The sequence below is a fragment of the Thiohalophilus sp. genome, from assembly GCF_034521165.1.
GTDB lineage: Bacteria > Pseudomonadota > Gammaproteobacteria > UBA6429 > Thiohalophilaceae > Thiohalophilus.
Genome location: NZ_JAXHMV010000008.1, coordinates 717,358 through 741,014 on the forward strand (window position 1 = coordinate 717,358; position 23,657 = coordinate 741,014).

Below are 23,657 nucleotides of genomic sequence, written 5' to 3' on the forward strand. Positions count from 1 at the left end.
AACAGGTGGTAAGCCGAAGATAATTAATTTCACTTGGTTTCAAACAGTGATTGAGAAACTGAATGAATTACACCGCTTAAATGATCTCGGGTAACAAAGAAGTAAACTGTGAGGGAAATTGTTATGAGCATTGAAAATAATGTTGTTAAAAATTCTTTGCGCGCAAAGATGTCTGTAGCAGGCGGAATGCTTTTAATCGCCTCTTCACCGGCATTCGCTCATCATCCAATGGGTGGAGCAACGCCTGAAACATTAGGCCAGGGGCTGCTTTCAGGCGTGGGTCACCCCATCATTGGTCTGGATCATTTTGCATTCCTGGTGGTAGCGATACTTCTGTCGTGTGCCCTGAAAGGCGCGGCACGATATGTCGTGCCACTGGCATTTGTTGGGGCAACTGTGGGTGGTACGGCATTGCACCTGGGGGCAGCGAATATTCCGATGTCTGAAATGCTGGTTGCAGTAACGGTGCTTGTTGGCGCTGTTCTGGCATTAAGCAAGAATTATCTTGGAGCCATAGTCTTGAGCGGTGTATTTGCAGTTAGTGGAGTTCTGCATGGCTATGCCTATGGTGAGTCGATAATTGGCGCGGAGATGACCCCGTTGGTATCGTACCTGATTGGATTCGCAGCAATTCAATACATGATCATTGCTGGTGGTACGCTGGGCCTGGAGAAGCTTGCCAAACATTCTGAAACAATGCGCAGTATTGCAGCACGGGTGAGTGGAATTGCAGCTTTTCTGACCGGTGGTCTGTTTCTGGCAATGAGTCTGTCTTGATAAAAGGTCTGAGTATAGCCCGGGTCAAAAGGTCAATGTGTCTTTTGGCTCGGGCAATTAATACAGGGTCAATATAGCGAGAATCCAGACAGAAAAAGTGGATGTAAAGATGAATAAAGAAACAATGAAACAGGTAATTTTGCAAGCAAAGCATGAGAAGGGAGTCAAATGGGAGCAGGTTGGTAAAGCTGCAGGTTTGTCGCCCGAGTTTACCTGTTCAGCATGCCTTGGAATGAATCATCTTGAGAAAGAGAATGCAGATGCCGTGGCAGAGTTTCTGGAGCTGGGAAGCGAGGTTTCTGAGGCATTGCAACAGTATCCCTACAAATCATGGGAGCAGAGTGTACCCACCGATCCTGTGATTTACAGATGGTATGAGATTGTCGGTGTATACGGGGAAACCATAAAAGAAATCATCAAAGACAATTTTGGTGATGGAATAATGAGTGCAATTGATTTTTCAATGAATATTGAAAAACAGGAAGATCCAAAAGGCGATCGAGTCGTAGTAACAATGAATGGAAAATTTCTGCCATATAAATCATGGTGATTATATAGCGGAAACGCAGATTTAATGGTCGTCATAACATTAAAGTTTGATAGAGGAAGAAATAGTGCCGGATCCGCATAGATTTGTGAACGAGTTAGACGAGTTGGCACATGAGCGTCTTATCGAGCGACTGGAAAGTCGTGCACAGGTAAATACGTTCTCTGACTTGTTCGAAAAGTATGTAAATAGAATTGAAATCCCGGATGCAGGGAAAATTCTGGAAGTCGGTTGTGGAACTGGCATAATTTTGCGGAAGCTCGCACAGAGACATGCGTTTAGTGCGAGAGGCATAGGTGTAGACCATTGTAAATCATTTATAGACGCGGCGACTAAATTCGCCGATCAGGAAAAAGTGACTGATAGTCTGGAGTTCCGCCTGGGCGATGCGCACAAGCTGGATTTCGAAGATAGTGAGTTCGATATTGTTATCTGTCATACAGTAATAAGTCATGTAACAGAACCAGCAAAAATTCTTGCAGAGATGGCGCGCGTTACAAAAAAAGGTGGCGTTATCGCCATATTCGATGGTGACTATTCATCGTTAACTTATGCGTTTCCTGATCATTCATTCGGAAACAGGATGGATGCAGCGCTGTCAAACACAACGTTCAATAATCCAAGGATAATGTGCGATTTGCCCAGGTTGCTTCCGCAGTTTGAACTGGTGTTAACAGATGCCTGGGGTGATGCGGTTGTAGAAATCGGCCAGGGCAGTTATTTCAAAACATTTGCGGAAACCTATGCTCCCTATGTAAAGAATTCTGGAATGTTGTCAGAGCAGACCGTTGATATATGGCTCAAGGAACAGAATAAGGCGATGGATAATGGAACATTCTTTGCCGCCTGCAACTATTACACGTATCTGGCTAAAAAAGTCTAGATGTCGGTATATAGTAGAGTATTTAAGCAAGCATTAATATTACATAGAGAATTAACACTGCAGGATATAGTTATCGCTTATCAATGCCATCGGAAATTAGTCTTGGCAAACTGTTAGAGGTTGATTCATAGTTTTAGAAAGAGAGTTATAAATTAAGTTGTAATTTATGAAGTGGTCATAAGTAATGATAGTTAGAAGGCAAGTAAACTCGATACAGTATGAGCGAAAGCGAGATTGCTCGCAATCAAAAGAGGAGTAATAACAATGTCATCGTCAACTAGAGATGAGGTTCTTCGGCACATAAACGTTGTCGGCCTGATGCAACCGGCCTTGCATAAACAGACGCATGCGCCTTCCCCGGACGAGATCGACCATACATTATTTCGCGCTTATACGCGGACACCACATGATGTAGGTGGCGAACCTGATGTTCCCATTGTATGGGAAGAAAAAGAAGAAGAGCAGTGGGAATTAAATACCTTCGCGACCTGCGAATGCCTGGCCTGGAGAGGTGTATGGACCGCAGAAGAACGTCGTCGCAAACAAAATGTTGACGTAGGTCAGACGCAGTATCTAGGTCTGCCATATTATGGTCGTTGGCTTCTGACAGCAGCACGAATCCTGGTCGACAAACAATTCGTAACTCTTACAGAGCTGGTCAATAAAATTGAAGAGGTGAGAAATCGTCATGTCTAAACCGGTTTACGATCTAGAGCATCATGCGAAGATGGCCTATGGCATTGGTGATCCGCAATGCTTCAAAGGTAAGGCAGGAAAACCTAAATTCAAAGAAGGCGATCGGGTGCGGATCAAGGATCTTCCCGATATCTTTTATACGCGTACTATGACTTATACACGTGGTGCAGAAGGTGTGGTCACAAGACTGGTGTATGAGAGCCCGGCGGCCGAAGATGAGGCGTTTGGTAATGAAGACACTCCAGAGTGGTTCTATAGTGTCAAATTTATGCAGAAAGATCTGTGGCCTGAATACAGCGAAACATATTCCAATGATGCACTGGAGACTGAGTTTCCTGAACACTACCTGGAAGCTGTCTAACACTGAAAATATTATTATAGATTGAGAGGAAATACAGATGTCAGATCATGAACATAATCATGGCCACGTCCACAAGCCGGCTCCTATGGTCGAAGAAGTCAGCGACTTTGAGATTCTTGAGGCGGCAGTGAGAGAGCTGGCAATAGAGAAAGGCCTGTTTTCAGCTGAGGATCATCGGGTATGGACAGAGTATGTACATACTCTGGGCCCACTGCCTGCAGCACGGCTTGTAGCCAAGGCATGGCTCGATCCTGAATACAAAAAGCTCTGTGAAGAAGATGGCGTTGAAGCAAGTAAAGCCGTAGGCGTTGACTGGGTTACCAGCCCGCCGACCCAGTTCGGAACACCGAGTGACTACTGTAACCTGCGAGTTCTGGTTGATACTCCTAAATTAAAACATGTTGTAGTTTGTACTTTATGTTCTTGCTATCCACGTCCAATTCTTGGCCAATCTCCGGAATGGTATCGTACACCGAATTATCGTCGCCGACTGGTTCGCTGGCCTCGACAGGTTCTGGCAGAGTTCGGATTGCAATTGCCTGAAGATGTTGAGGTTCGCGTCGCAGACTCCAATCAGAAAACACGTTATATCGTCATGCCGGAGCGACCGGAAGGTACAGATGGATGGACTGAAGACCAACTGGCTGAAATTGTCACGCGTGACTGTCTGATTGGTGTTGCAGTACCTAAACCGGGTGTTACGTCAAATGCCCAGCGACCTGTTCGTAAAGCAATTAACCCGGTACATCACGATCACTAATTGTAAGAGATATGAGGGTCAAGCCATGAGTGCAACTAACGACAACAGAAGTGATGACTATGTAGTAGATATCACACCAATTTCCTTGTTGCAAAAAATTCAGGAGAATGGCCGATACTGGGAAGAGCTTTCAACGGAGTATGGTGTAACTAACCCCGATCCGCCCTGGAAGATTACTCTTGAAACTACCTGCGACTTGCTTGCTGCTGATTCATGTGTGAAGCCATACGATGAGGTTGATCTCGATTCATGTGCTTTACCCTCTCTTGAGCGTCGCACCGAGGAAGATGAGCTGTCCGAGACCATCTATGAAGATGTGCCGTTTCCTGAGCGACAGCTTCTTGCTCTTGCGCATTCCATGATCAAGCGTGGCCTGCTTAATGAGAACGAGCTGGCTGAACGAATGGAAGAACTGGAAAAAAGATTTAACAGCGCCTGACACCAGGGATTATATGCCAGTCGAAAATTTTATGTTCTGAATAATAGAAAATGAAGTTAATGAATCTGACTGATTTTTATACTGTCCCTGATCGCCATATGCCCTCGCAAAACAGGGCGAAAGTTAGAGGTAAAATCGATGTCAATACGCGGTACTGAAATCAAAATAGATAGCTTGACTCACCGCTATACGCCCAAGAGTCCTGTCACGTTTAACAAGGTTGACCTGGTGTCACCTCCTGGCGAGGCATTGGCGATAATCGGGCGGTCAGGTTGCGGGAAGTCTACACTTTTGCACATTCTGGCTGGAGTATTGAAGCCTACAGAAGGTCAAGTCCTGTTCGACGGATCACCCATACAAAAACCATCACCACGCTGGGTCATGATGTTTCAGTCCCCGCATTTATTTCCCTGGATGACAGTATCACAAAACGTAGGAGTAGGTTTGACGTTTGGTCGATGGTCAAAAGATGAAATTAGCAAGCGTGTTGACGAGGCAATAGAGCTTGTCGAGCTTCAGAACTTTTCAGAATCAAATGTCCAGGATCTATCTGGAGGTCAGCAGCAGCGTGTTGCTCTGGCGCGTTCCCTGGTTATGGAGCCTGAGATTCTATTATTGGATGAGCCGTTTTCAGCTCTTGATGCATTTACACGCGCTTCGCTTCAACGAGATGTTCGTTCATTAGCAAAAAAGTTCGGATTTAATATCGTCATGGTTACACACGATATTGATGAGGCTGTAATTATGGCAGACAAAGCTGTAATTATGGCTGGCACACCAGGTAATATCGTTCACGAACTCGATATTGACTTACCTGACCCGAGAGAACGTCAGGACCCCGCAGTTCAAGAGCTTCGCGGGAGACTGATGTCTACATTCGAATCGGCCGCGGATGTCCATGCTGTAAATACGGCTGTAGCAGCCTCCCAGTAAGCCTTTTAGCCTGCGTCGTATATGGGCAAGTGTGTAAATCTGGGATACCTCAAAGGTAAGCACCATCAGGAGAGACGCAATGAGCAAAAATAGAACAAATCGACATAATAACAAAATCGTTGGTGAGAAACTCGATTACAAAAAATACGGTGAAGGCTTTGAAACCTCAGAGCCTACAATTGAATGTGACTCGAGATTTACAAAAGGACTTGGCACCGGTATTACGCGCCGTACCTTGTTGCAAGCCAGTGCCGCTGTAGCCGGGCTTGGGGCGATGGGGCCGCTCTCATCGGCATTCGCACAGAAAGATAAAAAATTCGACCCGGTGGTGAAAATTGGTTATATCCCGATTACCGACGCCGCCGCATTGCTTGTGGCCCATGAGATGGGGTTCTTCAAGGACGCTGGAATCGAATCCGCGCCTCCGACTTTGATTCGCGGCTGGTCTCCACTTGTAGAGGCCTTCTCATCACATCGTTTCAATCTGACTCATTTGTTAGCACCAATCCCTATCTGGATGCGGTACAACAATAACTACCCGGTCAAGGTGACAGCATGGGATCATACTAATGGTTCAGCGATGGTGGTACATAAGGACAGTGGAATAAAATCTCCAAAAGACCTGGGGGGTAAACAGTTTGCGATGCCATTCTGGTATTCCATGCACAATATTGTTTCCCAGATGCTGCTCAAGGAACATGGGATTAAACCGGTAATCCGTCCCCAGAACGCCAAACTTGAACCAGACGAATGTAATTTCCTTGTTCTGAATCCACCGGATATGCCGCCTGCCCTGGCTTCTCGTCAGATTGATGGCTTCTGTGTTGCCGAACCGTTCTGTGCCATGGGTGAACTGCGTGCACAGGGTGAAATTCTGCGTTTCAATGGGGATATTTGGAAAGGGCATCCTTGCTGCGTTGTCGCGATGCATGAACAGGATGCAATGGATCCGGATCGGGCCGAATGGACGCAGGCTGTGCATGACGCGATAATCCGCGCCCAGCTGTATCTGGGTGAAAACAGAAAATCAATGTCCCAGATGCTTTCGCGTGACGGGAAAAAATACATGCCGTTCCCGGCGGAAATTATCGAACGTGCGATGATGTTCTATGATCCGGCATATTATAAAAATCCGCATGCTATCCAGAATGTCCAGTGGGGACAGGATAGAATCAACTTCCAGGGTTGGCCATACAAATCTGCGACTGTCAGGATCGTGGATGAGCTAAAAAACACCATGGTTACAGGTGACAATGCTTTCCTGGAGGGTATAACGGGTGATCATGTCGCAAATGACCTGTTCCAATATGACTACGTAAGAAAATCCCTGGAAAAATACCCCGACTGGAAAAATGATCCGAGTGTACCGCAAACCGGTAACCCCTTCGAAAGGGAAGAGGAAATCAGTCTATGAACAATGCAGTAGCCGCATCCGGCGGGGGGGGCCTCGCCGGAATATTCAAAAGTTCGATGATGAGCAAACTCATCTGGAGTCTGGGGGGGTTTGCGATTCTGGCATTTGCCTGGTGGTTATTTGGAAATTATATTGCAAGCAACCCGAATACAGCCAGTTTTGCAAATTTTGGACTTATCCCGACGCTTCAGGCATTTCCTGAGTTGTTGGAAATCGGGAAGCTGCAAAGTGCGACTACTGTCAGCTTGAATCGTCTCTTTGTAGGTCTCGGAATTGCAATAATTATCGGTATTCCTGTTGGAATCCTTATTGGGCAATTCAGGCGGTTTAATCAACTGTCGAATTCGCCTTTTCAGTTGTTGCGTATGGTAAGCCCACTCGCATGGAGCCCGATTGCCGTTTTTGTATTTTCAACCTGGTACGGGGCGATCGTTTTTCTTATAGCCATGGCTTCAGTCTGGCCAATTATGTTCTCTACCGCGGCAGGTCTGGCGAAGGTCGATCCTGCATGGTTCAAGGTTGCCCGTAATCTTGGTGCAGGACCTGTACATATGGTTACCAGGATCATTTTACCGGCGATTACCTTTGATATTCTATCTGGTCTGAGACTTGCGCTTGGCGTTGCATGGATCGTTCTGGTGCCAGCGGAATATCTTGGCGTCACATCCGGTCTTGGTTATGCGATTCAAGACGCGCGTGAAACATTATCGTACGATCATCTTACCGCTATCGTTCTATCGATTGGTGCGATTGGTTATGTTCTGGATACAACTCTGGCCATGCTTATCAAGAAATTCAGTTGGCACAGAGGTGGTGTATGTTAAATGGTAGTGATGTTCGAATATTTATAATCACTACCAGAGAATATAAAGCAGAGAGTACGTTAGGTTATCGGTTTTGTGCGTGATTATTTAACCGCACAGCGTGGAGATGTAAAACGATGAATGATAATGATGTTTTATCGGTAGGTAATGATGGAGCGGCAACAGTGAAGCCCCGAGACGATCGATTCTATGTTATGTATTGTCAGATGTGCACCATGTTCAAGTGCACGGCATGTGGTTTCGGTAATATACTGGTTGGTTTGGCTATCCTGTTCGGCCTGTGGTGGCTAGGGATTTTTCTGATTACGCTGGATCCGTCAAATTCTTTTTTTAAGTCATTCGGAATAATACAGGCCTTCGAAGCACTGCCTGGGCTGTGGGCCAGCGGTTCGATTCCTGACGCTCTTGTAAACAGTGGTTATCGACTTGGAATGGGAATGCTGTTTGCTATAGCCATTGGTGTTCCAATTGGAATCGTAATGGGACGTATAGCATCGTTCCAGAAACTTACTAACGTTCCATTTCAGTTTATGCGGATGATCAGCCCATTGTCATGGGAGCCGATCGCGGTAGTTGCATTTTTGACATGGAATGATGCAATTATCTTCCTGATTACCATTGCTGCTGTATGGCCGGTAATGTTCTCTACTGCGGCCGGATTGCAGAAAGTAGATCCAAGCTGGTTTAAAGTGGCTAAAAATCTTGGCGCGAATCCGCTGCATATTCTAAAAACAATTATTTTTCCGGCGATTGCTTTTGATATTTTTACTGGTATTCGACTCGCACTGGGTGTTGCGTGGATCGTAATTATCCCCGCCGAATTCCTGGGTGTGACCTCCGGATTTGGGTACGCAATACAGGATGCACGAGAGAGCATGAATTACCCGAATCTTATGGGAGTTATACTCGTAATCGGTCTCGTCGGTTATATCCTGGACAGTATTCTTGTAATGCTGATCAAGCAGTTCTCCTGGAACAAAAAATGATTATCACGGCTATCTCTTGAAACTGATACCGAGTTCAATAGTTAATTCAACGTTTTGATGTAGATCGATTAATTAGAGGATATGGAGACAAAATGTCAAAGCTTAATATAGTGTGTGTCACTGGGACGCACGAAAAAATGCAAATGGCTGCAATGTTTGCATCTGTTGCCGCTGCGTCTGGTGATGAAGTCGTAGTATTTCTGTCCATGAACGCTTTGCCATACTTTACGAAGCACTATAGTGAAGCCGCTCCTGTTGAAGGCGAGCTTGGTGAACTTATGTCGAAAAAAGGCGTCCCGCCTTTCAAACAACTGTTCCAGCAAGCAGTAGAGCTGGGTGATGCGAAGCTATTGCCTTGCTCGATGGCGCTCGATTTGATGGAAATTACCGGTGAAGATCTTGAGCCTGAGCTTGGCCCACCAACCGGACTTACACGCTTTTTGAGTGATGCCGAAGAAGGGCATATGGTTACATTCTAATATATGCGCCCAGTAATGGCAATTAAATGAGGTATTAATGATGAGTGATACTAATAAAGTAATCGATGCAAGAGATACGTTTTGCCCAGGGCCTCTTATGGAGCTGATCACACATATGAAACAAGCGGAAGTTGGCGAGACACTGGAGTTATTATCAACTGACGAAGGTTCTGGTAATGATGTGCCAGAATGGGTTAACAAGGTCGGTCATGAGCTTGTCAGCAGTGAGAAGATCGACGGCGTTTGGCATATTTTTATTCGCAAAATGAAATAACAGGTGTTGTCTGTTGTGTCTGAATGGTAAACCCTGACCAGCAGTAACAATAGCCTGGTTCAAGTTTGGATAGGAGAATGCAATGAGAATTCTAATTGTTGGCGGTGGCACAGGTGGTACCATTCTGGCTAATAATCTGGCGCGACGCTTGGCCTCCGAAATTCGAAGTCGTAAAGTTAAATTAACGATGCTTTCAGCATCGGATAAGCACATGTACCAGCCTGGTCTTTTATATGTGGCATTTGGGCAGATGACACCAGACCAGCTGTATAGGGACCAGCAGAGCCTTCTCGAGCCTGGTATCGATTTCCATGTGGATCCTGCAGAAGAGTTCCAGCTCGATAATAACAAGGTAATTACAAAGAGTGGAAAAACACATGAGTATGACATGCTGGTAATTGCGACAGGTTCGCGCATTGCTCCAGAGCAGATTCCTGGTATGTCCGAAGGTGCGGATACTTTTTATTCTGAAGCCGGCGCAGTCAAGATGTTCAAGCGGCTGCGTGAAATTGAGGAAGGAACAATAGCAGTTGCGGTTGGCGTGCCTCATAAATGTCCCATTGCTCCTGTTGAACTCGTGTTCGCACTGCATGATTACTTTACTGCAAAAGGTATACGCGACAAAATCAAGATCAAATACCACTATCCGATTGGCAGAATTCATACGATCGCCAATGTGGCCACATGGGCAAAACCTGAATTCGACAGGATGGGAATTGAATATGAAACTCTGTTCAATGTTAAAGAGGTTGATCCGGAGAACAAGGTGGTCAGAAGCGAGGAAGGAACCGAAACCAAGTATGACATGTTGATCGCAATTCCTCCGCACACCGGCATGGAGGTTGTTGAGAAAAACAACCTTGGAACAGGTGGTTGGATACCAACAGACAGGCACAGGCTGACAATGGAAGGCTATGACAATGTTTATGTGTTGGGTGATACGACGAACCTGCCTGTCAGCAAGACCGGGTCCGCGGCTCATTTCGAAGCAGAGGTTGTTGCCGAGAATATTGCTTCAATTATCAAAATCGGCATTCCTGTAAGAGATTATGACGGGAAAGTTTACTGTTTCATTGAGACCGGGCATGACAGTGCGACTCATGCAATGTTTGACTATAAAAACCCGCCTGATCTGAAGCCATCATCCAAACCGATGCACTGGTTTAAAATGGCCTATAACCAGATGTACTGGTCCAGTGTCCGCGGATTACTCTAAGGAAGCAGATATTATGACTACTGAAAATGAAGCAACTTTAGACAATCTTGATCGGAATGACATTGAAGGGTTGGTTGAAATCGCCAACCTCGTATCAGCAGCTCGTGATGCAATGTCTGATGAAATTGTCACACGTATAGCTGGTACAATGAGTGAGGGGTTAACGCTTCTAGATCGACTGACACGTAATGAAGGTCTGATGCGCCTACTCCAGGTCCTTGACAAGCCTGAAAGTCAGAATTTGCTCATTGCCCTTTCAGAGGCGATTCATGCGACGAGCCAGGAAATATCCGCTGCGCCACCCGCAACAGGTGGGTTTGGTTGCATGGTGCGTGTCGCCAAAGATCCTGGCACGCAAGAGGGTATAAGACTCCTGTCGCTTATAGGCAAGCATATGAGCCATAGCCTGCGCGAGCAACACCATAAGGGAGGGAGTTCCGCTTAGCTTTCGGTAATACATTCACAACCTCTATCACAAGCTGAGCAGCCAGCCACTTACGCTCAATGCACGTATTAATACAGATTTTGTGCGGTAGTGGCTGAGCTAATAGTAAGATCTACCTGTAAGTCATCGATAACTGGTTATTTTCAAGTTGTATTGCAAGGATATGCTGTTTTGACTCTGCTTCGGGTTCTACAACTTGAGGTCTTATAGTGCGTTAAGGGCTCTTCATATGCTTGTGTTATTTATCGGTGATGTTGTCGGCGAGCCAGGCAAACGGGCCATAGCTTCTGCGCTTCCTTGTTTACATTCCAGTTACCCGATCGATCTTGTCATCGCTAATGCTGAAAACATAGCGGATGGTAAGGGTGTCACGTCTGAAACGGCTGAGGAGCTGTTCTCCCTTGGTGTTGATGTTTTGACAAATGGTAACCACGCATGGGATAAATCAGAAGTAATTAATTATATCGTTACCGAACCTCGTTTGCTCAGGCCTTATAATTATCCCGTTGGAACTCCGGGTAGTGGCTGGCATGTAGTTACTACTAAAAGTCGAGCTAAAATTGGAATACTTAACCTTCTGGGTAACCTCTTTATGCCCTCATCGTTATCATGCCTTTTCAAGGCTGCAGATGATGCATTGGCAAACAAACCATCAGATGTGAGTTGTGTTGTTGTTGATGTGCACGCAGAAGTGGCAAGCGAGAAGATTGCCATGGGATGGTACCTGGATGGGCGAGTATCTGCGGTTATTGGCACGCACACGCATGTTCCAACTGCTGATGAATGTGTGCTTCCCAGGGGGACAGGCTACCTCACCGATGTCGGCATGACCGGGTGTTATAATTCTGTTGTTGGGATGGATATTAATCAGTCCATGAGGCGTTTGATTGACAAGGAGTCTGTCTCATTAACTGTTGCCCATGGTGAAGGTACACTTCACGCTGCACTGCTTGAGTTGAATGAAAAAACAGGTAGATGTATAGATATTCAGCGATTACGGATGAGGGAGTCTGAATTGACCAGTCATCAACTTTGTGTATAGAGGCGCCAGTTCCAGATTTGCTAATTTGTCCACATACTGGATGTCGAATCTTGTAACCGGGACGCTTAGCTTAACGTCTCTCACAGGCTTAACAACTTTGTGGACACCCCACACCTGCTTTTCTACTCAACTCCGAATTCTTCCATTATGTCCCTCTCGGGGTGACTATTTTTTGTCCAGGCGCCGGTTTGCTCGGGCTAATAAATATGATTCCAGCACCAATCTGGCGCATTGGCTACTTGACTCGACTCCGTCTTTGTTGATTCTATTATGCCGCCCTTGTATTTATTCTGCAGAGCAGTAACAATAATTGATACAGCGTCTATGGATATTATTTTTTGAATGATTCTAAATCACGTAAATTCATAGCATTGCTGAATCGACTTTCCAGCATGGGCGATGGTGACTTTTTGAGCACGCCAGCCCGGTTCGACCCAAGTCGGATTAAACAGAATAATTATTATATTTGTTCCCTGTTAGCGGGACGGAATACTTTTAGGTGGGGTTATGGTGCTGAAGTACATAACGATGTCCCTCGTGGTGGTTGGCCTGGTATTACTGCTCTCCTCGTTGCGTCCGGTCAGGAAAATTTGTCAGGAAAAGGAATGCACCGACCTGACCTGGAATTTCATTTTTATTTTGCTGGTCTTGTTTATTGCCGGCTATATTGCCCAGTTGACGATGCTGAGCCGTCAGGCTGTCCCTGGCATTGCGGAAATTCTTGTGGCAATGGTCTTTCTGGGCGGCAGCCTGTTCGTGCTGTTAATCACCCGTAGCAGTCTTTCCAGTATTGAATACATCCGGCGTATTTCCGCGCTGGAACTCCATTACGCCTATCATGATCACCTGACCGGATTACCCAACCGCAATTTCCTGTATGAGAAGATTGAAGGTCTGATCAAGGACAGCTCGTCAGCTCACTTCGAGTTCGTGGTACTGATGATGGATCTGAACCAGTTCAAGGAAGTTAACGATTCGATGGGACACCAGGCCGGTGACAGGCTGATTCAGCATGTCGCGACCCGGATCAAGAAAGTGTTGCGGGTGACGGATACCTTCGTTCGCCTTGGCGGGGATGAGTTTGCGGTGTTGTTGCCGGGCGCAAATGATAAGACAGCAGAAGTGGTGGCGCAGAATATCGTCCGTTTTATGCAGGACCCGTTTCGAATCGACCGTCGCCAGATACCGATTGGTATCAGTATCGGTCTGGCCTGTTATCCCGAGGATGGTCCCTCGGCGGATATGCTGATTCAGCATGCCGACGTGGCCATGTACATGGCCAAGGAGAGCGGGTCCGGTTATGCGTTTTACGACGCGAGCGAGGATCAATACACCACCCAGCGTCTGAGCATGTTGTGTAATCTGCGTGATGCCATGGATAACCGGCAGATTACGCTGCACTACCAGCCGATTATCGATATGCAGCACAAGAAGGTCTGGGGGGTGGAAGCCCTGGCCCGCTGGCAGCATCCGGAGCTGGGACTGGTGATGCCGGATGAGTTTATTCCCCTGGCGGTGCAGTCGAACCTGATGCGACCGTTATCCCAGTACATTTTGCGCACTGCACTACAGCAAATGGCCGAATGGCAAAAGGAAGGACTGGATTTACGCATGAGCGTGAACCTTTCCATTCATGATATCCAGGATGCCCTATTGCCTGAAAAATTGCGCGAACTGATCGAGCGCTACCGGATTAATCCGGCCCGGTTGATGCTGGAGATTACCGAAAACAGTGTGATGACCGATTCACATGGGATGCGCGTGGTGATTGAGCAATTGCATGAAATGGGCGTCAGCCTGGCGATTGATGATTTTGGTACCGGTTATTCGTCACTGGCCTATCTCAAGCAGATTCCGGCCGATGAGATCAAAATCGACAAATCGTTTGTGCGGGATATGAGCCGCGATGATAATGACGCGGTGATTGTCCGCACGACCATCGATCTGGCGCATAACATGGGACGGCGGGTGATTGCCGAAGGTGTCGAGGCGCAGGACGCCTATGAATTGCTCGAAATATTGCGTTGCGATCTTGCCCAGGGCTATTACATCTGCCGGCCTGTCAGCGTTGCGGAATTTCGACGCTGGCTGGCGCATGGCCCCGTTACCGAGTTGCTGGCGGCGCGTGCCGACAGTCCGGCCTGAGCGATACGTTATTTCAGTCATACAGGCGTTGATCCCGGGTGTTCATGTCCCGGATAAAGAGGGACAGGGCGGCTTCGGCTTCATCGCGACTATCGTAGGGGCCCTTGTCCAGCCCTGTCCGACAGGCAAAATACCAGCGGGTATCGATATTGAATAAACGGCCGCTGCGAAAGGGAATCGCGCCCTGCTCACCCCGGCGATGCACGTGCATGACAGGTTCTCCATGATGGTTGCTTTGTGATCTATAGACCCCGGCACTGCGTTCGTCAATTTCCCGAGAAAAATACCGGTCTTTGGATGACGGCTTAACCGGCGATCAATAGTCGCACGGCATCCAGTGTGGGTTCGATCTGCAGAATGTGACGGGACAACGCGTCCCGCTGCGCCTGAAGCTGCCGGATTTCTTCATCGCGGACGTTGGGATTGATGGTGGCCAGGTGTTGCAGGCGGGTGATATCGGTCTCCAGCAGGCTCAGCATATGCCGGTTGGCCTGTTCGAGTATTTCGCGTGCCGGTGCCTGCACCAGGGTTTCGGCCCGGTCAAACATGTCTCGCAAGCTGTCCTGACGGGCGCGCAGGATCCGGTTACGGGTGGTCTTGTCCAGCTCGGTGGGGAGGATGCGCAGTGTGTCGGCCGGGAACCGCTCGCTGAGATCCCGCCCCTCGGAATCAACCACCCGGCGCACCAGGGTCGGGGGCAAAAAGCGCGGCAATTGCAGCCGTCTGGGCGCCATGCCCTCGAGAATAAAATGGCACTCCAGCAGCAGAGTTCCGGCGGGCAGACCGCTGGCCCGCAGAATCGCCAGCGCGGCGTTGCCCTGGCGCGCTTCCAGAACCTGATCCATGATGCCGCGAATCATCGGATGTTCCCAGCTCATAAACTGCCACTCCTCGCGGGCCAGAGCGGTGGCGCGGGAGAAGGTGAGCGTCAGCCCGTCATCCGGCAGGCCGGGGAAGTGATCCACCAGCATGTGCGCACCGGGATGCATGACATGGCTATCACTGCCATGCACCTCCAGATCGACCCCGAACTGGGCACAGGCCTCCTCCAGAAATTCAGACAGTCGCGGATCGTTATCCAGACGGCGAATGGCCTGTTGCAGATAATCGGCTTCTTCGGCCCGGTAGGAGTTGAGTTCGAGCAGCCGATCGCGGCCGGCGTCCAGTTGTTGAGAAAGTTGTTGATGATACTCCGCGATTTCCCCCAGCAGTGTCTCGAACGAGGTGGTGATGTTCGATGGCTGATGCATCTCCGCGTCGATGGCTTCCCGAAACCGGGTAAACACGGCATCGCCGGTGGCACAGGGATGTAAAAAAGCATCCAGCGCGTCGTGATATAAACGGTAGAGAATACTTTGCGGCGTGTCTGCCAGATAAGCGACATGGATCTGTACGGTTTGTGTCTGACCAATGCGATCCAGGCGACCAATGCGCTGTTCGAGCAGATCCGGGTGCGCGGGCAGGTCGAACATCAGCAGATGATGAGCAAACTGGAAATTACGACCCTTCGCTGCCGATCTCCGAGCAGATCAGCAACCGGGCGCCTTCTTCCGGGTCGGCAAAATAGGCGGCGGCCCGATCCCGCTCGATAATGCTCATCTGCTCATGAAAAACGGCGCAACGCAGACCGACCCGATCGGCCAGGTAGTGATGCAGTGTGCGAGCCGTCTGTGCCTGCGCGCAGATCAGAAGAAACTTTTCACCCCGGTATTCGCGTACGGTCTCGATTACCCATTGCACCCGGGGATCAAACGCGACCCAGTCGGTTGCGGCCTCGTTCTGTTGCGACCAGAGTTGTTCCGGGTTCAACCGCCAGGTGGTGTCGTCATCGCAGGCACTGGCATACGCTTGCGCATAGGCGTCGGGCAGGGGCAGGGCGGTGGCGTGCAGCTGCCGCTCGGGAAACCCGCTGATCGCCGCGCGGGTATTGCGAAACAGGACCCGGCCGGTGCCATGACGATCGACCAGCAGATGAATCAGTTGCTGACGGGCATGATGATGTTCCGTGCGATGCCACTCGTCCGTTGGCGCATGATTGGCGAGCGACATCAGGCGCTCGAAGGCGGGGTGCTCGCCGAGCGCCAGATGCAGTGCCTCCCGTGAGGCCTCACCCAGCGGTTGATCCTCCAGCAACGCATTCACCGCTCGCAGGATCGGCTGATAAAGGGCTTCTTCTTCAAGGAATTCATCCAGATCAAAAAAGCGTTGCGGATCCAGCAGTCGCAGGCGGGCAAAATGGCCGGCGATGCCCAGCTGTTCCGGCGTCGCGGTCAATAACAGCACCGCCGGGATGCGCGCCGCCAGTTGTTCGATAAAACGGTATTCGGGGCTGACCCGTTCGGGCTGCCAGTCAAGATGATGGGCCTCGTCGACGACCAGCAGATCCCATGACGCCGTTAACGCCTGTTGCTGGCGCTCGGTATGGCTCATGAACATTTCCAGCGGGCACAGAACCAGCTGCTCGGTCTCGAAGGGATTGTCGTCCTGTTCGCTCAGGGCCTGGCAGCGTTGTTCGTCCAGCAAACTGAAGCGCAGATTAAAGCGGCGCAACATTTCCACCAGCCATTGATGCAGAAGGTTTTCCGGCACCAGGATCAGCGCCCGGGCAATGCGCTCGTCCAGCAATTGCTTGTGCATGATGAGGCCCGCCTCGATGGTCTTGCCCAGTCCCACCTCATCGGCCAGGAGTACCCGGGGCGTGGCGCGGTTGGCGACTTCATGAGCAATGTAGAGCTGATGCGGCACCAGGTCGACCCGGCAGCCGCACAGCCCATGGACGGGCGCCGGCAATAACGCGTGCTGTCGCTCGCGGATCATCTGGCGTAACCGGTAAAGGCGGGCGGAGTCGATATGCCCGCCGAGTAACCGGTCCTGTGGCCGGCTGAGTTGCAAGCGGGGCGCCAGAGCGGTTTCAACGATCTGGCCGGGGTGGCCCTGCTCGTCGTGACCATAATAGATGAGCACGCCGTCATGCTCTTCCACGTGAGTGACAGACCACTTTGTGCCCTGATCATCATTGACGGTGTCATGGGGCAGAAAACGCATTCGCGTCAGCGGGGCATTATCCAGTCGATAGAGGCGATCTTCATCGATCGCCGGAAAGTAGAGATGGACCTGCCGGGGCTCGACAGTCCGTACGATACCCAGACCGAGTTCCGGTTCATTGTCGCTGTACCAGCGCTGGCCTGGGATGAAATTTTCCATGTCGCGATTGTGTCAAATAACGGGGCCCACAGACAGTCTTGTCCCTGCACGTAAATTGTGCAAGCGCGAATGTCGTGCACAAAAAGGCGGCAGGGAACAGGCCAATGTGACGCCTGTCAAATTGTGATCATCTTGGAAGTATATAAGTAATTACCCGAATAGTGATGGCGTAATGTTTGCTTTAAAATTCCTCATAAGTGTTCTGAATGCCAGGTCCGGAGAGATTGCTTTGTTAAGTTGTTCCTCGCAATGACCCCACTATTGTCGTCATTGCGAGCGAAGCGAAGTAAATCTTGTGAACAACGTGACCGGGCATTCGAAACACTGAACTGGTGTGATACATGTTATTTATAAAGGAGGGGCAATGTCCGCTCATCTGTTTACTTACGGCACCCTCGAATTACCCGAAGTGTTTGCGGCCGTGACCGGCCAGAGCCTGGACGGCACCCCGGCCAGGTTGAACGGCTATGCCCGTTATCGCCTGGAGGGCGAAGTCTACCCCGGCATTATTGTGACACCGGGAGAGGGCTTGCAGGGAACATTATACCGGGATCTGGACCCCGCGATTCACCGCAAAATCGATCACTACGAAGATACCTGTTATGAAAAGCGGCAGGTCAGAGTGACGACAAAAGAGGGGTTGGAGTTGTTCGCCATGGCCTACGTGATCCCCGACGAAAAAGGCCGCCTGCTCTCATCCCGCCAGTGGGATCAACAACAATTCATCGAACAACACCTGGAAAACTTCCTGCGTTATATTCGCTAGGGAAAGTTGGCAGAAAAGCGAAGTTGGCAGACGTCAGATGGCAGTTGACAGCCAAAAAGCCCTGAATCAGAGTTTTGCCAACTGCCAACTGCCAACTGCCAACTGCCAACTGCCAACTGCCAACTGCCAACTGCCAACTGCCAACTGCCAACTGCCAACTGCCAACTGCCAACTCTCAACCCAATCCCTGTAGGAGCGGGCTTCGACCGCGACTGGTGCCAGATTCGGCAGTCGCGCCCGCGGGACGCTCCTACAGGCTCACTATTCAGCCGTAGGTTACATTGGCGAAGCCTATGTGACGATTCCCGGTCGATTGTCAGGTAATGCTGCGCACAACCTGACCTAGGCTGCCGGGTTTAAATTCAACATTCAACATTCAAAATTCATCATTTAAAATTTCTCTGCCAACTCTCAACCCAATCCCTGTAGGAGCGGGCTTCGACCGCGACTGGTGCCAGATTCGGCAGTCGCGCCCGCGGGACGCTCCTACAGGCTCACTATTCAGCTATTTGCCAACGTTCAACCCAATCCCTGTAGGAGCGGGCTTCGACCGCGACTGGTGCCAGATTCGGCAGTCGCGCCCGTGGGGCGCTCCCACAGGCTCACTATTCAGCCGTAGGTCACATTGGCGAAGCTTATGTGACGATTCCCGGTCGATTGTCATGTAGCGGTGAAAAGAAAGTTGACAGTTTTCAGATGGCAGTTGACAGCAAAAACTGAATTAGAATTTTCTGCCATCTGCCATCTGCCATCTGCCATCTGCCATCTGCCATCTGCCAACTCCGATTTTATGCCTGTTTTCCGTAAAGCCGTTGATACAGCCCGCCGGCTTCGATCAACTCTTCGTGCGAGCCATGTTCGATAATATGCCCATCCTCGAAGACATAGACCCGATCGGCCTGGCGCACCGCGCTGAGCCGGTGGGCGATGATCAACGTGGTGCGTTCCTGCAGGTAATCATGCAGGGCCCGGTGCAGGCGTGCTTCGGTGTCGATATCCAGGGCCGAGGTGGCTTCATCCAGAATGACGATTTTCGGGTTGGCCAGGATCATGCGGGCAATGGCCAGGCGCTGCTGCTGGCCGCCGGAGAGGCGCACGCCCTGGCGGCCGATCAGCGTGTCCAGCCTGTGCGGCATCTGTAAGACGATCTCTTCGAGCTGGGCAATGCGCAGAGCCTGCCACAGTTGTGCGTCGTCCTGTTCCTCTCCCAGGGTCAGGTTGTGGCGAACGGTGTCATTGAACATGGCCGGCTGCTGCAGCACCGTGACGACGTTCTCGCGCACCACATCCAGACCAATGCGGGTAATCGGCACATCATCGAAATAGAGCATGCCGCTGTCAAAGGGATAGATGCCAAGCAGCACCTGAACCAGCGTGGATTTGCCGCCGCCGCTGGCGCCGACCAGCGCGATTTTCTCCCCCGGTTTGACGTTCAGCGAAACATGACGCAACACCGGTTCGTTGTCGCCATAGGTAAAACTGATGTCGTCCAGGCGAATGCCGGTGGTGATCTTGCCGGAAAACGGATTCTGATGATGGGGATAGCGGGGCTCCAGGCGCAGGTCGAGCAGGGTATTGATGCGCTGCAGGGCGGCTTTCGCGGAATAGAACGCATACTGCAGGTTCAGCAGTTCCTGCACCGGTGTCATCATGAACCACAGATAACCGAACACCGCCATCATCTGGCCAATGGTCAGATCCGAGAACACCACCATTAACATGCCGATGGCGCGAAAGCTGTCAAAGCCGAGCAGAAACACGCCGAACGAGAGTCGACTGGCGGCATCGGATTTCCAGGAGTAGTCGGCCGAGTGGCTTTTCACCCGGCGTGCGGCGTCGATCACCCGGCCCAGATAATGGCGCTCGCGATTACTGGCGCGTATCTGGCGCACCGCGTCGAGGGTTTCCACCAGGGATTCCTGAAACAGCTCAAAGGCCTTGTTCTCGCGCTTTTTGAGTGTCTTGACCTTTTTGCCCAGAGTGACGGTGAAATAGATCACCAGCGGATTGAGAAACAGGATAAACAGGGCCAGTTGCCAGTGCAGCCAGAGCAATACCGCGGTAACCCCGATCAGCGACAGGCCGGCAATCAGGGTCTTGCTCACCGACTGGCCGATAAACTCGTCGATGGCATTGAGATCGGTCACAAAGTAGGAGGCCACCGTCCCGCTGCCGAGGGTTTCGTACTCGGCCATGGAGATGCGTCGCAGGCGATTTAACAGCGTGCGACGAATGCGATACACCACATCCTTGGCCACCAGGGTGAACTGGCGAGTCTGCCAGACTGTGAACATGATCGAACTCAGGCGCAGTAATACAGTGACCAGCAGGATGAACAGAATATACAGCACCGGACCGTGCCACGGCGCGGGAAACAGCCCCTGCATAAACCCGACCAGCGGCCCGGGCTGTTCCAGCAACACCTCGTCCACCAGCAGCGGCATCATCAACGGGATGGGCACGCTGGCCAGCACCGCGACCACGGCAATGAGGTTGGCCTTGACCAGCTCGCGTTTGTGGCGCAGCGTTGCATTGAGAATGTAGGACCAGCCGTATCCCTGCGCCGGCGCGGAGGCGGCGTCGTCATCAACCGGCACCGGCCGGGTTGGGGAGGAAGTGGTCATACAATGGCGTCGGGGCTGGCGGATCGGGTTACTGGGGCGACAGCTGGTTGAGTTCTTCGAGAATATTCAGCACCAGTTGTTCGCCGCTCGGTCCCATGCCTTTACATAATACGTCGGGGTCCCGCTCGCCCTGCAACAGACGGTTAATAATCCCGCCCAGCTGGCGCATGTCGCCGGGGACTTGAATCATGTATTCGGCCATGTTGGCCAGCGCCTGTAACGCCTCGCTGTTACCGTGATTGGCGGCGTGGATCATCTGCGCCAGGCCCGGGGCGGCGATGGTCGGATCGGCCTGCACCTCGGGATCGGGCAGGGTCTCGGGGTTTTGCAGTCCCTGCAAAATAGCCTGGACGATTACCTGATCTTCCTCATCCAGATTCAGCAGCAGCGATTCGTCCCGTTGCCCCTGCAAAATGGATTCGATGCGATCCACCAGTGCGTGCCAGTTCTGTTCCCGGGCCATTTGCAACATCGGTTCCAGCCGCTGCCGCTCTTCGGCATTGAGGCAGGCCTTGACCACCTGCTGGATGAGCGGGGCGTGGGTTTGTCGAATCTGTTGATCGCGTTCTGATATACTCATTGCAACTACTCCGGAAAAACGAACCGCTATTGTTTCCAATATCCGGGTCAGGATCAAATCGGCTGCCGGATGGGGCGGAAGCAATAATTAAAAAGGGGGTTCAATGGCGAGGAGGGAAATTACCTGGGTCGGAATCGGCTGGCGCTTTCTGGCGGCACTGGTGCTGGTCTTCTGTACCTATAACCCGGAAGGCTACTCATTCGTCCACTGGGCGGCTGACACTGCGCAGGGGCCGCTGTCGCTGAAGATCTTTGTCGGAATCCTGCTGATTATCGGCTGGACGATTTTTATTCGCGCCACACTCGGCTCGCTGGGCGGCTTTGGCATGCTGCTGGTGGTCGCGCTGTTCGCCTCAATGCTGTGGTTGCTGAGGGAATGGGGCGTGATCCCGCGTGGTTCGTTTGACACCGTGGCCTACATGGTCCTGTTTGTCATCAGCGCCCTGCTGGCCGTGGGCATGACCTGGTCGCATATCCGCCGGCGCCTGAGCGGCCAGTTCGATATTGATGATGTCGAAGACTGAACCATTGCAGCGCAGCCCGGGCCGATAAGATGGCGAAAAAACCGGAAATTTATGTCAGCGTGGATATCGAGGCCGACGGCCCGATTCCCGGTCCCCATTCGATGCTCAGTATCGGCGCGGTCGCCTATGACGAGGCCGGCGAGGAAATCGCCCATTACAGCGCCAATCTCGACACCCTGGAAGACGCCACCGCCCACCCGCGCATGGAAGCCTGGTGGCAACACTTCCCCGAGGCCTGGGCCGCCTGCCGGGAAAACACCCGGCCGCCGCAAGCGGTGATGAGCGAGTTCGCCGACTGGCTCGACCAGTTGCCGGGCAATCCCATTTTCACCGCCTGGCCGGCGACCTGGGACTTTATGTGGATCTACTGGTACCTGCTGCGCTTCACCGATCGGCGCGCCTTCGGCGAGCACGGCATCGACATGCGCTCCTATGCCATGGGCATGCGCAAACGGCCGTTTCGCGAGTGCGGCAAGCCCTACCTGCCCAACCGCTGGTTCTCCGAACAGGAACACAATCATATCGCCCTGGACGATGCCCGTGAGCAGGGCGAACTGTTCGTGAACATGCTGCGGGAAAACCTTCATGGAAAATCATCCGGCAACGATGACGATGAGCGCTGATACCCTGACACATACGATCCATATCGGTATCAGCAGCTGCCTGCTGGGCCAGGAGGTGCGTTACGACGGCGGGCACAAACGCAATGTGTATGTCCTGAATAACCTGAGCGAGTATTTCGAATTTGTTCCGTATTGTCCCGAAGTGGCGATCGGGCTGGGTATTCCCCGCCCGCCGATCCGGCTGGTGCGCCGCGAAGACGGGATACACGCGGTCGGCAGCGAAGACCCGACGATGGACAAGACCGACGCGCTGCGTGACTATGCCTTCGAGGTCGCCGGCCAGCTGCAACAGATTTCCGGCTATATATTAAAGAAAGACTCGCCCAGCTGTGGCATGGAGCGGGTGCGGGTGTTCGATCACAACAACGTTCCCGCCAAAACCGGCAGCGGCATTTATGCCGAAACCCTGATGCAGTGCCTGCCCAACCTGCCGTTCGAGGAAGAGGGGCGGCTGATGGATCCCGTATTGCGCGAGAACTTCATCGAGCGGGTGTTCGTCTATTATCGCTGGCAACAGATGCTGCAAGCCGGCCTGAGCCCCTCGGCACTGGTCGACTTCCATTCGCGGCACAAATTCAACGTGCTGGCCCACGACGAGCCCGCCTACCGCCGGCTGGGCCGTCTGGTCGCCGACGCCGGCAAGGAGCACCTGCATTCACTGGCCGGCAGCTACATCGACATCCTGATGCAGGCGCTGAAAATCCCCGCCACGCGCAAGCGGCATACCAACGTACTGATGCATGTCATGGGCTACCTGAAAAACTCGCTGGACGGCGACGACAAACAGGAACTGCTCGAAGTCCTGGAAAAATACCGCCTCGGCCAGGTGCCCCTGATCGTGCCCATCACCCTGCTTAAACACCACCTGCGCAAAAATCCACAGCCCTACATCGATCAGCAATACTACATGAATCCCTATCCCGAGGAACTCATGCTGCGCAACAGCCTGTAAGTGATTAACCACCAGGACACGATATTCACCAGCAAGACAAGATATTAACCACCAAGACGCCAAGGCACCAAGAAAAATAATGTTTACAAGCCATTACCGTGTTGAACTGTATACAAACACTTCCTGAATAAGTCTTTGACAGAATAAATATTAACTTTGTGTCT

The 23,657-nt window shown here is 51.2% G+C and carries 26 protein-coding genes; 21 read left to right on the plus strand and 5 right to left on the minus strand.

Annotation, left to right across the window (positions count from 1 at the left end; all coding sequences use genetic code 11):
- The first annotated feature begins 123 nt into the window (after positions 1–123).
- From U5K34_RS08205 to U5K34_RS08285, 17 genes are all read left to right on the plus strand, one after another.
- Positions 124–777, plus strand: a complete 654-nt coding sequence (locus U5K34_RS08205; protein ID WP_322567896.1) for a HupE/UreJ family protein — start codon at positions 124–126, stop codon at positions 775–777.
- 109 nt (positions 778–886) lie between these two features.
- Positions 887–1,327 carry a cyanase gene (gene cynS / locus U5K34_RS08210; protein WP_322567897.1) on the plus strand — a complete coding sequence of 147 codons (441 nt, stop codon included), beginning with the start codon at positions 887–889 and terminating at the stop codon, positions 1,325–1,327.
- 85 nt (positions 1,328–1,412) lie between these two features.
- Positions 1,413–2,207: a methyltransferase domain-containing protein gene (locus U5K34_RS08215; protein WP_322567898.1), complete on the plus strand. Its 795-nt coding sequence runs from the start codon at positions 1,413–1,415 to the stop codon at positions 2,205–2,207.
- A 264-nt stretch (positions 2,208–2,471) separates the two neighbouring features.
- Positions 2,472–2,903 carry a nitrile hydratase subunit beta gene (locus tag U5K34_RS08220; RefSeq protein ID WP_322567899.1) on the plus strand — a complete coding sequence of 144 codons (432 nt, stop codon included), beginning with the start codon at positions 2,472–2,474 and terminating at the stop codon, positions 2,901–2,903.
- Positions 2,896–3,264 carry an SH3-like domain-containing protein gene (locus U5K34_RS08225; protein ID WP_322567900.1) on the plus strand — a complete coding sequence of 123 codons (369 nt, stop codon included), beginning with the start codon at positions 2,896–2,898 and terminating at the stop codon, positions 3,262–3,264. The genes U5K34_RS08220 and U5K34_RS08225 overlap by 8 nt, the downstream gene beginning before the upstream one ends.
- 37 nt (positions 3,265–3,301) lie before the next feature.
- Positions 3,302–4,024 (plus strand): thiocyanate hydrolase subunit gamma, encoded by a 723-nt coding sequence (gene scnC, locus U5K34_RS08230; RefSeq protein ID WP_322567901.1) that lies wholly within the window; start codon positions 3,302–3,304, stop codon positions 4,022–4,024.
- Between the two features lie 25 nt (positions 4,025–4,049).
- Positions 4,050–4,463 carry a hypothetical protein gene (locus U5K34_RS08235; protein WP_322567902.1) on the plus strand — a complete coding sequence of 138 codons (414 nt, stop codon included), beginning with the start codon at positions 4,050–4,052 and terminating at the stop codon, positions 4,461–4,463.
- Between the two features lie 138 nt (positions 4,464–4,601).
- A complete protein-coding gene (locus U5K34_RS08240; RefSeq protein ID WP_322567903.1) occupies positions 4,602–5,396 on the plus strand; it encodes an ABC transporter ATP-binding protein in 795 nt (264 codons plus the stop codon).
- A 79-nt stretch (positions 5,397–5,475) separates the two neighbouring features.
- The gene (locus U5K34_RS08245; protein WP_322567904.1) at positions 5,476–6,810 is read left to right on the plus strand and encodes an ABC transporter substrate-binding protein; all 1,335 of its coding nucleotides are present in this window, start codon (positions 5,476–5,478) and stop codon (positions 6,808–6,810) included.
- Complete coding sequence (locus tag U5K34_RS08250) at positions 6,807–7,634, plus strand: ABC transporter permease (protein WP_322567905.1); 828 nt, start codon at positions 6,807–6,809, stop codon at positions 7,632–7,634. Before U5K34_RS08245 ends, U5K34_RS08250 begins: the two co-directional genes overlap by 4 nt.
- A 116-nt stretch (positions 7,635–7,750) precedes the next feature.
- Positions 7,751–8,620 (plus strand): ABC transporter permease, encoded by an 870-nt coding sequence (locus U5K34_RS08255; RefSeq protein ID WP_322567906.1) that lies wholly within the window; start codon positions 7,751–7,753, stop codon positions 8,618–8,620.
- Positions 8,621–8,712: 92 nt separating this feature from the next.
- The gene (locus U5K34_RS08260) at positions 8,713–9,099 is read left to right on the plus strand and encodes a DsrE/DsrF/DrsH-like family protein (RefSeq protein ID WP_322567907.1); all 387 of its coding nucleotides are present in this window, start codon (positions 8,713–8,715) and stop codon (positions 9,097–9,099) included.
- A 40-nt stretch (positions 9,100–9,139) separates the two neighbouring features.
- A complete protein-coding gene (locus tag U5K34_RS08265) occupies positions 9,140–9,373 on the plus strand; it encodes a sulfurtransferase TusA family protein (protein WP_416224066.1) in 234 nt (77 codons plus the stop codon).
- Positions 9,374–9,455: 82 nt separating this feature from the next.
- The gene (locus U5K34_RS08270) at positions 9,456–10,589 is read left to right on the plus strand and encodes an FAD/NAD(P)-binding oxidoreductase (RefSeq protein ID WP_322567909.1); all 1,134 of its coding nucleotides are present in this window, start codon (positions 9,456–9,458) and stop codon (positions 10,587–10,589) included.
- Between the two features lie 13 nt (positions 10,590–10,602).
- On the plus strand, positions 10,603–11,034 hold the full coding sequence (locus U5K34_RS08275) for a hypothetical protein (RefSeq protein ID WP_322567910.1): 432 nt from the start codon (positions 10,603–10,605) through the stop codon (positions 11,032–11,034).
- 229 nt (positions 11,035–11,263) lie between these two features.
- A complete protein-coding gene (locus tag U5K34_RS08280) occupies positions 11,264–12,076 on the plus strand; it encodes a TIGR00282 family metallophosphoesterase (RefSeq protein WP_322567911.1) in 813 nt (270 codons plus the stop codon).
- Between the two features lie 507 nt (positions 12,077–12,583).
- The gene (locus U5K34_RS08285) at positions 12,584–14,221 is read left to right on the plus strand and encodes a putative bifunctional diguanylate cyclase/phosphodiesterase (RefSeq protein ID WP_322567912.1); all 1,638 of its coding nucleotides are present in this window, start codon (positions 12,584–12,586) and stop codon (positions 14,219–14,221) included.
- Between the two features lie 13 nt (positions 14,222–14,234).
- Here U5K34_RS08285 and U5K34_RS08290 read toward each other — a convergent pair whose 3' ends face one another.
- The 3 genes from U5K34_RS08290 to rapA form a co-directional block, all read right to left on the minus strand.
- Positions 14,235–14,432, minus strand: coding sequence for a DUF6316 family protein (locus U5K34_RS08290; protein WP_322567913.1), 198 nt, complete (start codon positions 14,430–14,432; stop codon positions 14,235–14,237).
- A gap of 94 nt (positions 14,433–14,526) precedes the next feature.
- A complete protein-coding gene (locus tag U5K34_RS08295; RefSeq protein ID WP_322567914.1) occupies positions 14,527–15,693 on the minus strand; it encodes a hypothetical protein in 1,167 nt (388 codons plus the stop codon).
- 25 nt (positions 15,694–15,718) lie between these two features.
- Positions 15,719–17,425: an RNA polymerase-associated protein RapA gene (rapA, locus tag U5K34_RS08300; RefSeq protein WP_322567915.1), complete on the minus strand. Its 1,707-nt coding sequence runs from the start codon at positions 17,423–17,425 to the stop codon at positions 15,719–15,721.
- 364 nt (positions 17,426–17,789) lie between these two features.
- On the opposite strand from rapA, the gene U5K34_RS08305 reads away from it, so the two are divergent.
- Positions 17,790–18,191, plus strand: a complete 402-nt coding sequence (locus U5K34_RS08305) for a gamma-glutamylcyclotransferase family protein (protein WP_322567916.1) — start codon at positions 17,790–17,792, stop codon at positions 18,189–18,191.
- 788 nt (positions 18,192–18,979) lie between these two features.
- Here the strand turns inward: U5K34_RS08305 and U5K34_RS08310 are convergent.
- Complete coding sequence (locus U5K34_RS08310; RefSeq protein WP_322567917.1) at positions 18,980–20,815, minus strand: ABC transporter ATP-binding protein; 1,836 nt, start codon at positions 20,813–20,815, stop codon at positions 18,980–18,982.
- Between the two features lie 28 nt (positions 20,816–20,843).
- Positions 20,844–21,395, minus strand: a complete 552-nt coding sequence (locus tag U5K34_RS08315) for a hypothetical protein (RefSeq protein WP_322567918.1) — start codon at positions 21,393–21,395, stop codon at positions 20,844–20,846.
- Positions 21,396–21,498: 103 nt separating this feature from the next.
- Here U5K34_RS08315 and U5K34_RS08320 point away from each other — a divergent pair, with 103 nt between their 5' ends.
- The 3 genes from U5K34_RS08320 to U5K34_RS08330 are packed head-to-tail and all read left to right on the plus strand — an operon-like array spanning position 21,499 to position 23,493.
- Positions 21,499–21,918: a DUF6524 family protein gene (locus U5K34_RS08320; protein ID WP_322567919.1), complete on the plus strand. Its 420-nt coding sequence runs from the start codon at positions 21,499–21,501 to the stop codon at positions 21,916–21,918.
- Positions 21,919–21,947: 29 nt separating this feature from the next.
- Entirely contained in the window at positions 21,948–22,541 is a 594-nt protein-coding gene (locus tag U5K34_RS08325; RefSeq protein WP_322567920.1) for a hypothetical protein, read from the plus strand.
- Positions 22,531–23,493, plus strand: a complete 963-nt coding sequence (locus U5K34_RS08330; protein ID WP_322567921.1) for a DUF523 and DUF1722 domain-containing protein — start codon at positions 22,531–22,533, stop codon at positions 23,491–23,493. The genes U5K34_RS08325 and U5K34_RS08330 overlap by 11 nt, the downstream gene beginning before the upstream one ends.
- The last annotated feature ends 164 nt before the right edge of the window (positions 23,494–23,657 follow it).

Excerpts from the sequence above, each read along its gene's own strand:
- U5K34_RS08310 (WP_322567917.1), bottom strand. The coding sequence starts at position 20,815 with ATGACCACTTCCTCCCCAACCCGGCCGGTGCCGGTTGATGACGACGCC.
- U5K34_RS08220 (WP_322567899.1), top strand. The coding sequence starts at position 2,472 with ATGTCATCGTCAACTAGAGATGAGGTTCTTCGGCACATAAACGTTGTC.
- U5K34_RS08240 (WP_322567903.1), top strand. The coding sequence starts at position 4,602 with ATGTCAATACGCGGTACTGAAATCAAAATAGATAGCTTGACTCACCGC.
- rapA (WP_322567915.1), bottom strand. The coding sequence starts at position 17,425 with ATGGAAAATTTCATCCCAGGCCAGCGCTGGTACAGCGACAATGAACCG.
- U5K34_RS08295 (WP_322567914.1), bottom strand. The coding sequence starts at position 15,693 with ATGTTCGACCTGCCCGCGCACCCGGATCTGCTCGAACAGCGCATTGGT.
- U5K34_RS08260 (WP_322567907.1), top strand. The coding sequence starts at position 8,713 with ATGTCAAAGCTTAATATAGTGTGTGTCACTGGGACGCACGAAAAAATG.
- U5K34_RS08285 (WP_322567912.1), top strand. The coding sequence starts at position 12,584 with ATGGTGCTGAAGTACATAACGATGTCCCTCGTGGTGGTTGGCCTGGTA.
- U5K34_RS08290 (WP_322567913.1), bottom strand. The coding sequence starts at position 14,432 with ATGCACGTGCATCGCCGGGGTGAGCAGGGCGCGATTCCCTTTCGCAGC.
- cynS (WP_322567897.1), top strand. The coding sequence starts at position 887 with ATGAATAAAGAAACAATGAAACAGGTAATTTTGCAAGCAAAGCATGAG.
- U5K34_RS08265 (WP_416224066.1), top strand. The coding sequence starts at position 9,140 with ATGAGTGATACTAATAAAGTAATCGATGCAAGAGATACGTTTTGCCCA.
- U5K34_RS08320 (WP_322567919.1), top strand. The coding sequence starts at position 21,499 with ATGGCGAGGAGGGAAATTACCTGGGTCGGAATCGGCTGGCGCTTTCTG.
- U5K34_RS08315 (WP_322567918.1), bottom strand. The coding sequence starts at position 21,395 with ATGAGTATATCAGAACGCGATCAACAGATTCGACAAACCCACGCCCCG.
- U5K34_RS08325 (WP_322567920.1), top strand. The coding sequence starts at position 21,948 with ATGGCGAAAAAACCGGAAATTTATGTCAGCGTGGATATCGAGGCCGAC.
- U5K34_RS08280 (WP_322567911.1), top strand. The coding sequence starts at position 11,264 with ATGCTTGTGTTATTTATCGGTGATGTTGTCGGCGAGCCAGGCAAACGG.
- U5K34_RS08235 (WP_322567902.1), top strand. The coding sequence starts at position 4,050 with ATGAGTGCAACTAACGACAACAGAAGTGATGACTATGTAGTAGATATC.
- U5K34_RS08245 (WP_322567904.1), top strand. The coding sequence starts at position 5,476 with ATGAGCAAAAATAGAACAAATCGACATAATAACAAAATCGTTGGTGAG.
- U5K34_RS08275 (WP_322567910.1), top strand. The coding sequence starts at position 10,603 with ATGACTACTGAAAATGAAGCAACTTTAGACAATCTTGATCGGAATGAC.
- U5K34_RS08255 (WP_322567906.1), top strand. The coding sequence starts at position 7,751 with ATGAATGATAATGATGTTTTATCGGTAGGTAATGATGGAGCGGCAACA.
- U5K34_RS08270 (WP_322567909.1), top strand. The coding sequence starts at position 9,456 with ATGAGAATTCTAATTGTTGGCGGTGGCACAGGTGGTACCATTCTGGCT.
- U5K34_RS08225 (WP_322567900.1), top strand. The coding sequence starts at position 2,896 with ATGTCTAAACCGGTTTACGATCTAGAGCATCATGCGAAGATGGCCTAT.
- U5K34_RS08250 (WP_322567905.1), top strand. The coding sequence starts at position 6,807 with ATGAACAATGCAGTAGCCGCATCCGGCGGGGGGGGCCTCGCCGGAATA.
- scnC (WP_322567901.1), top strand. The coding sequence starts at position 3,302 with ATGTCAGATCATGAACATAATCATGGCCACGTCCACAAGCCGGCTCCT.
- U5K34_RS08205 (WP_322567896.1), top strand. The coding sequence starts at position 124 with ATGAGCATTGAAAATAATGTTGTTAAAAATTCTTTGCGCGCAAAGATG.
- U5K34_RS08330 (WP_322567921.1), top strand. The coding sequence starts at position 22,531 with ATGAGCGCTGATACCCTGACACATACGATCCATATCGGTATCAGCAGC.
- U5K34_RS08305 (WP_322567916.1), top strand. The coding sequence starts at position 17,790 with ATGTCCGCTCATCTGTTTACTTACGGCACCCTCGAATTACCCGAAGTG.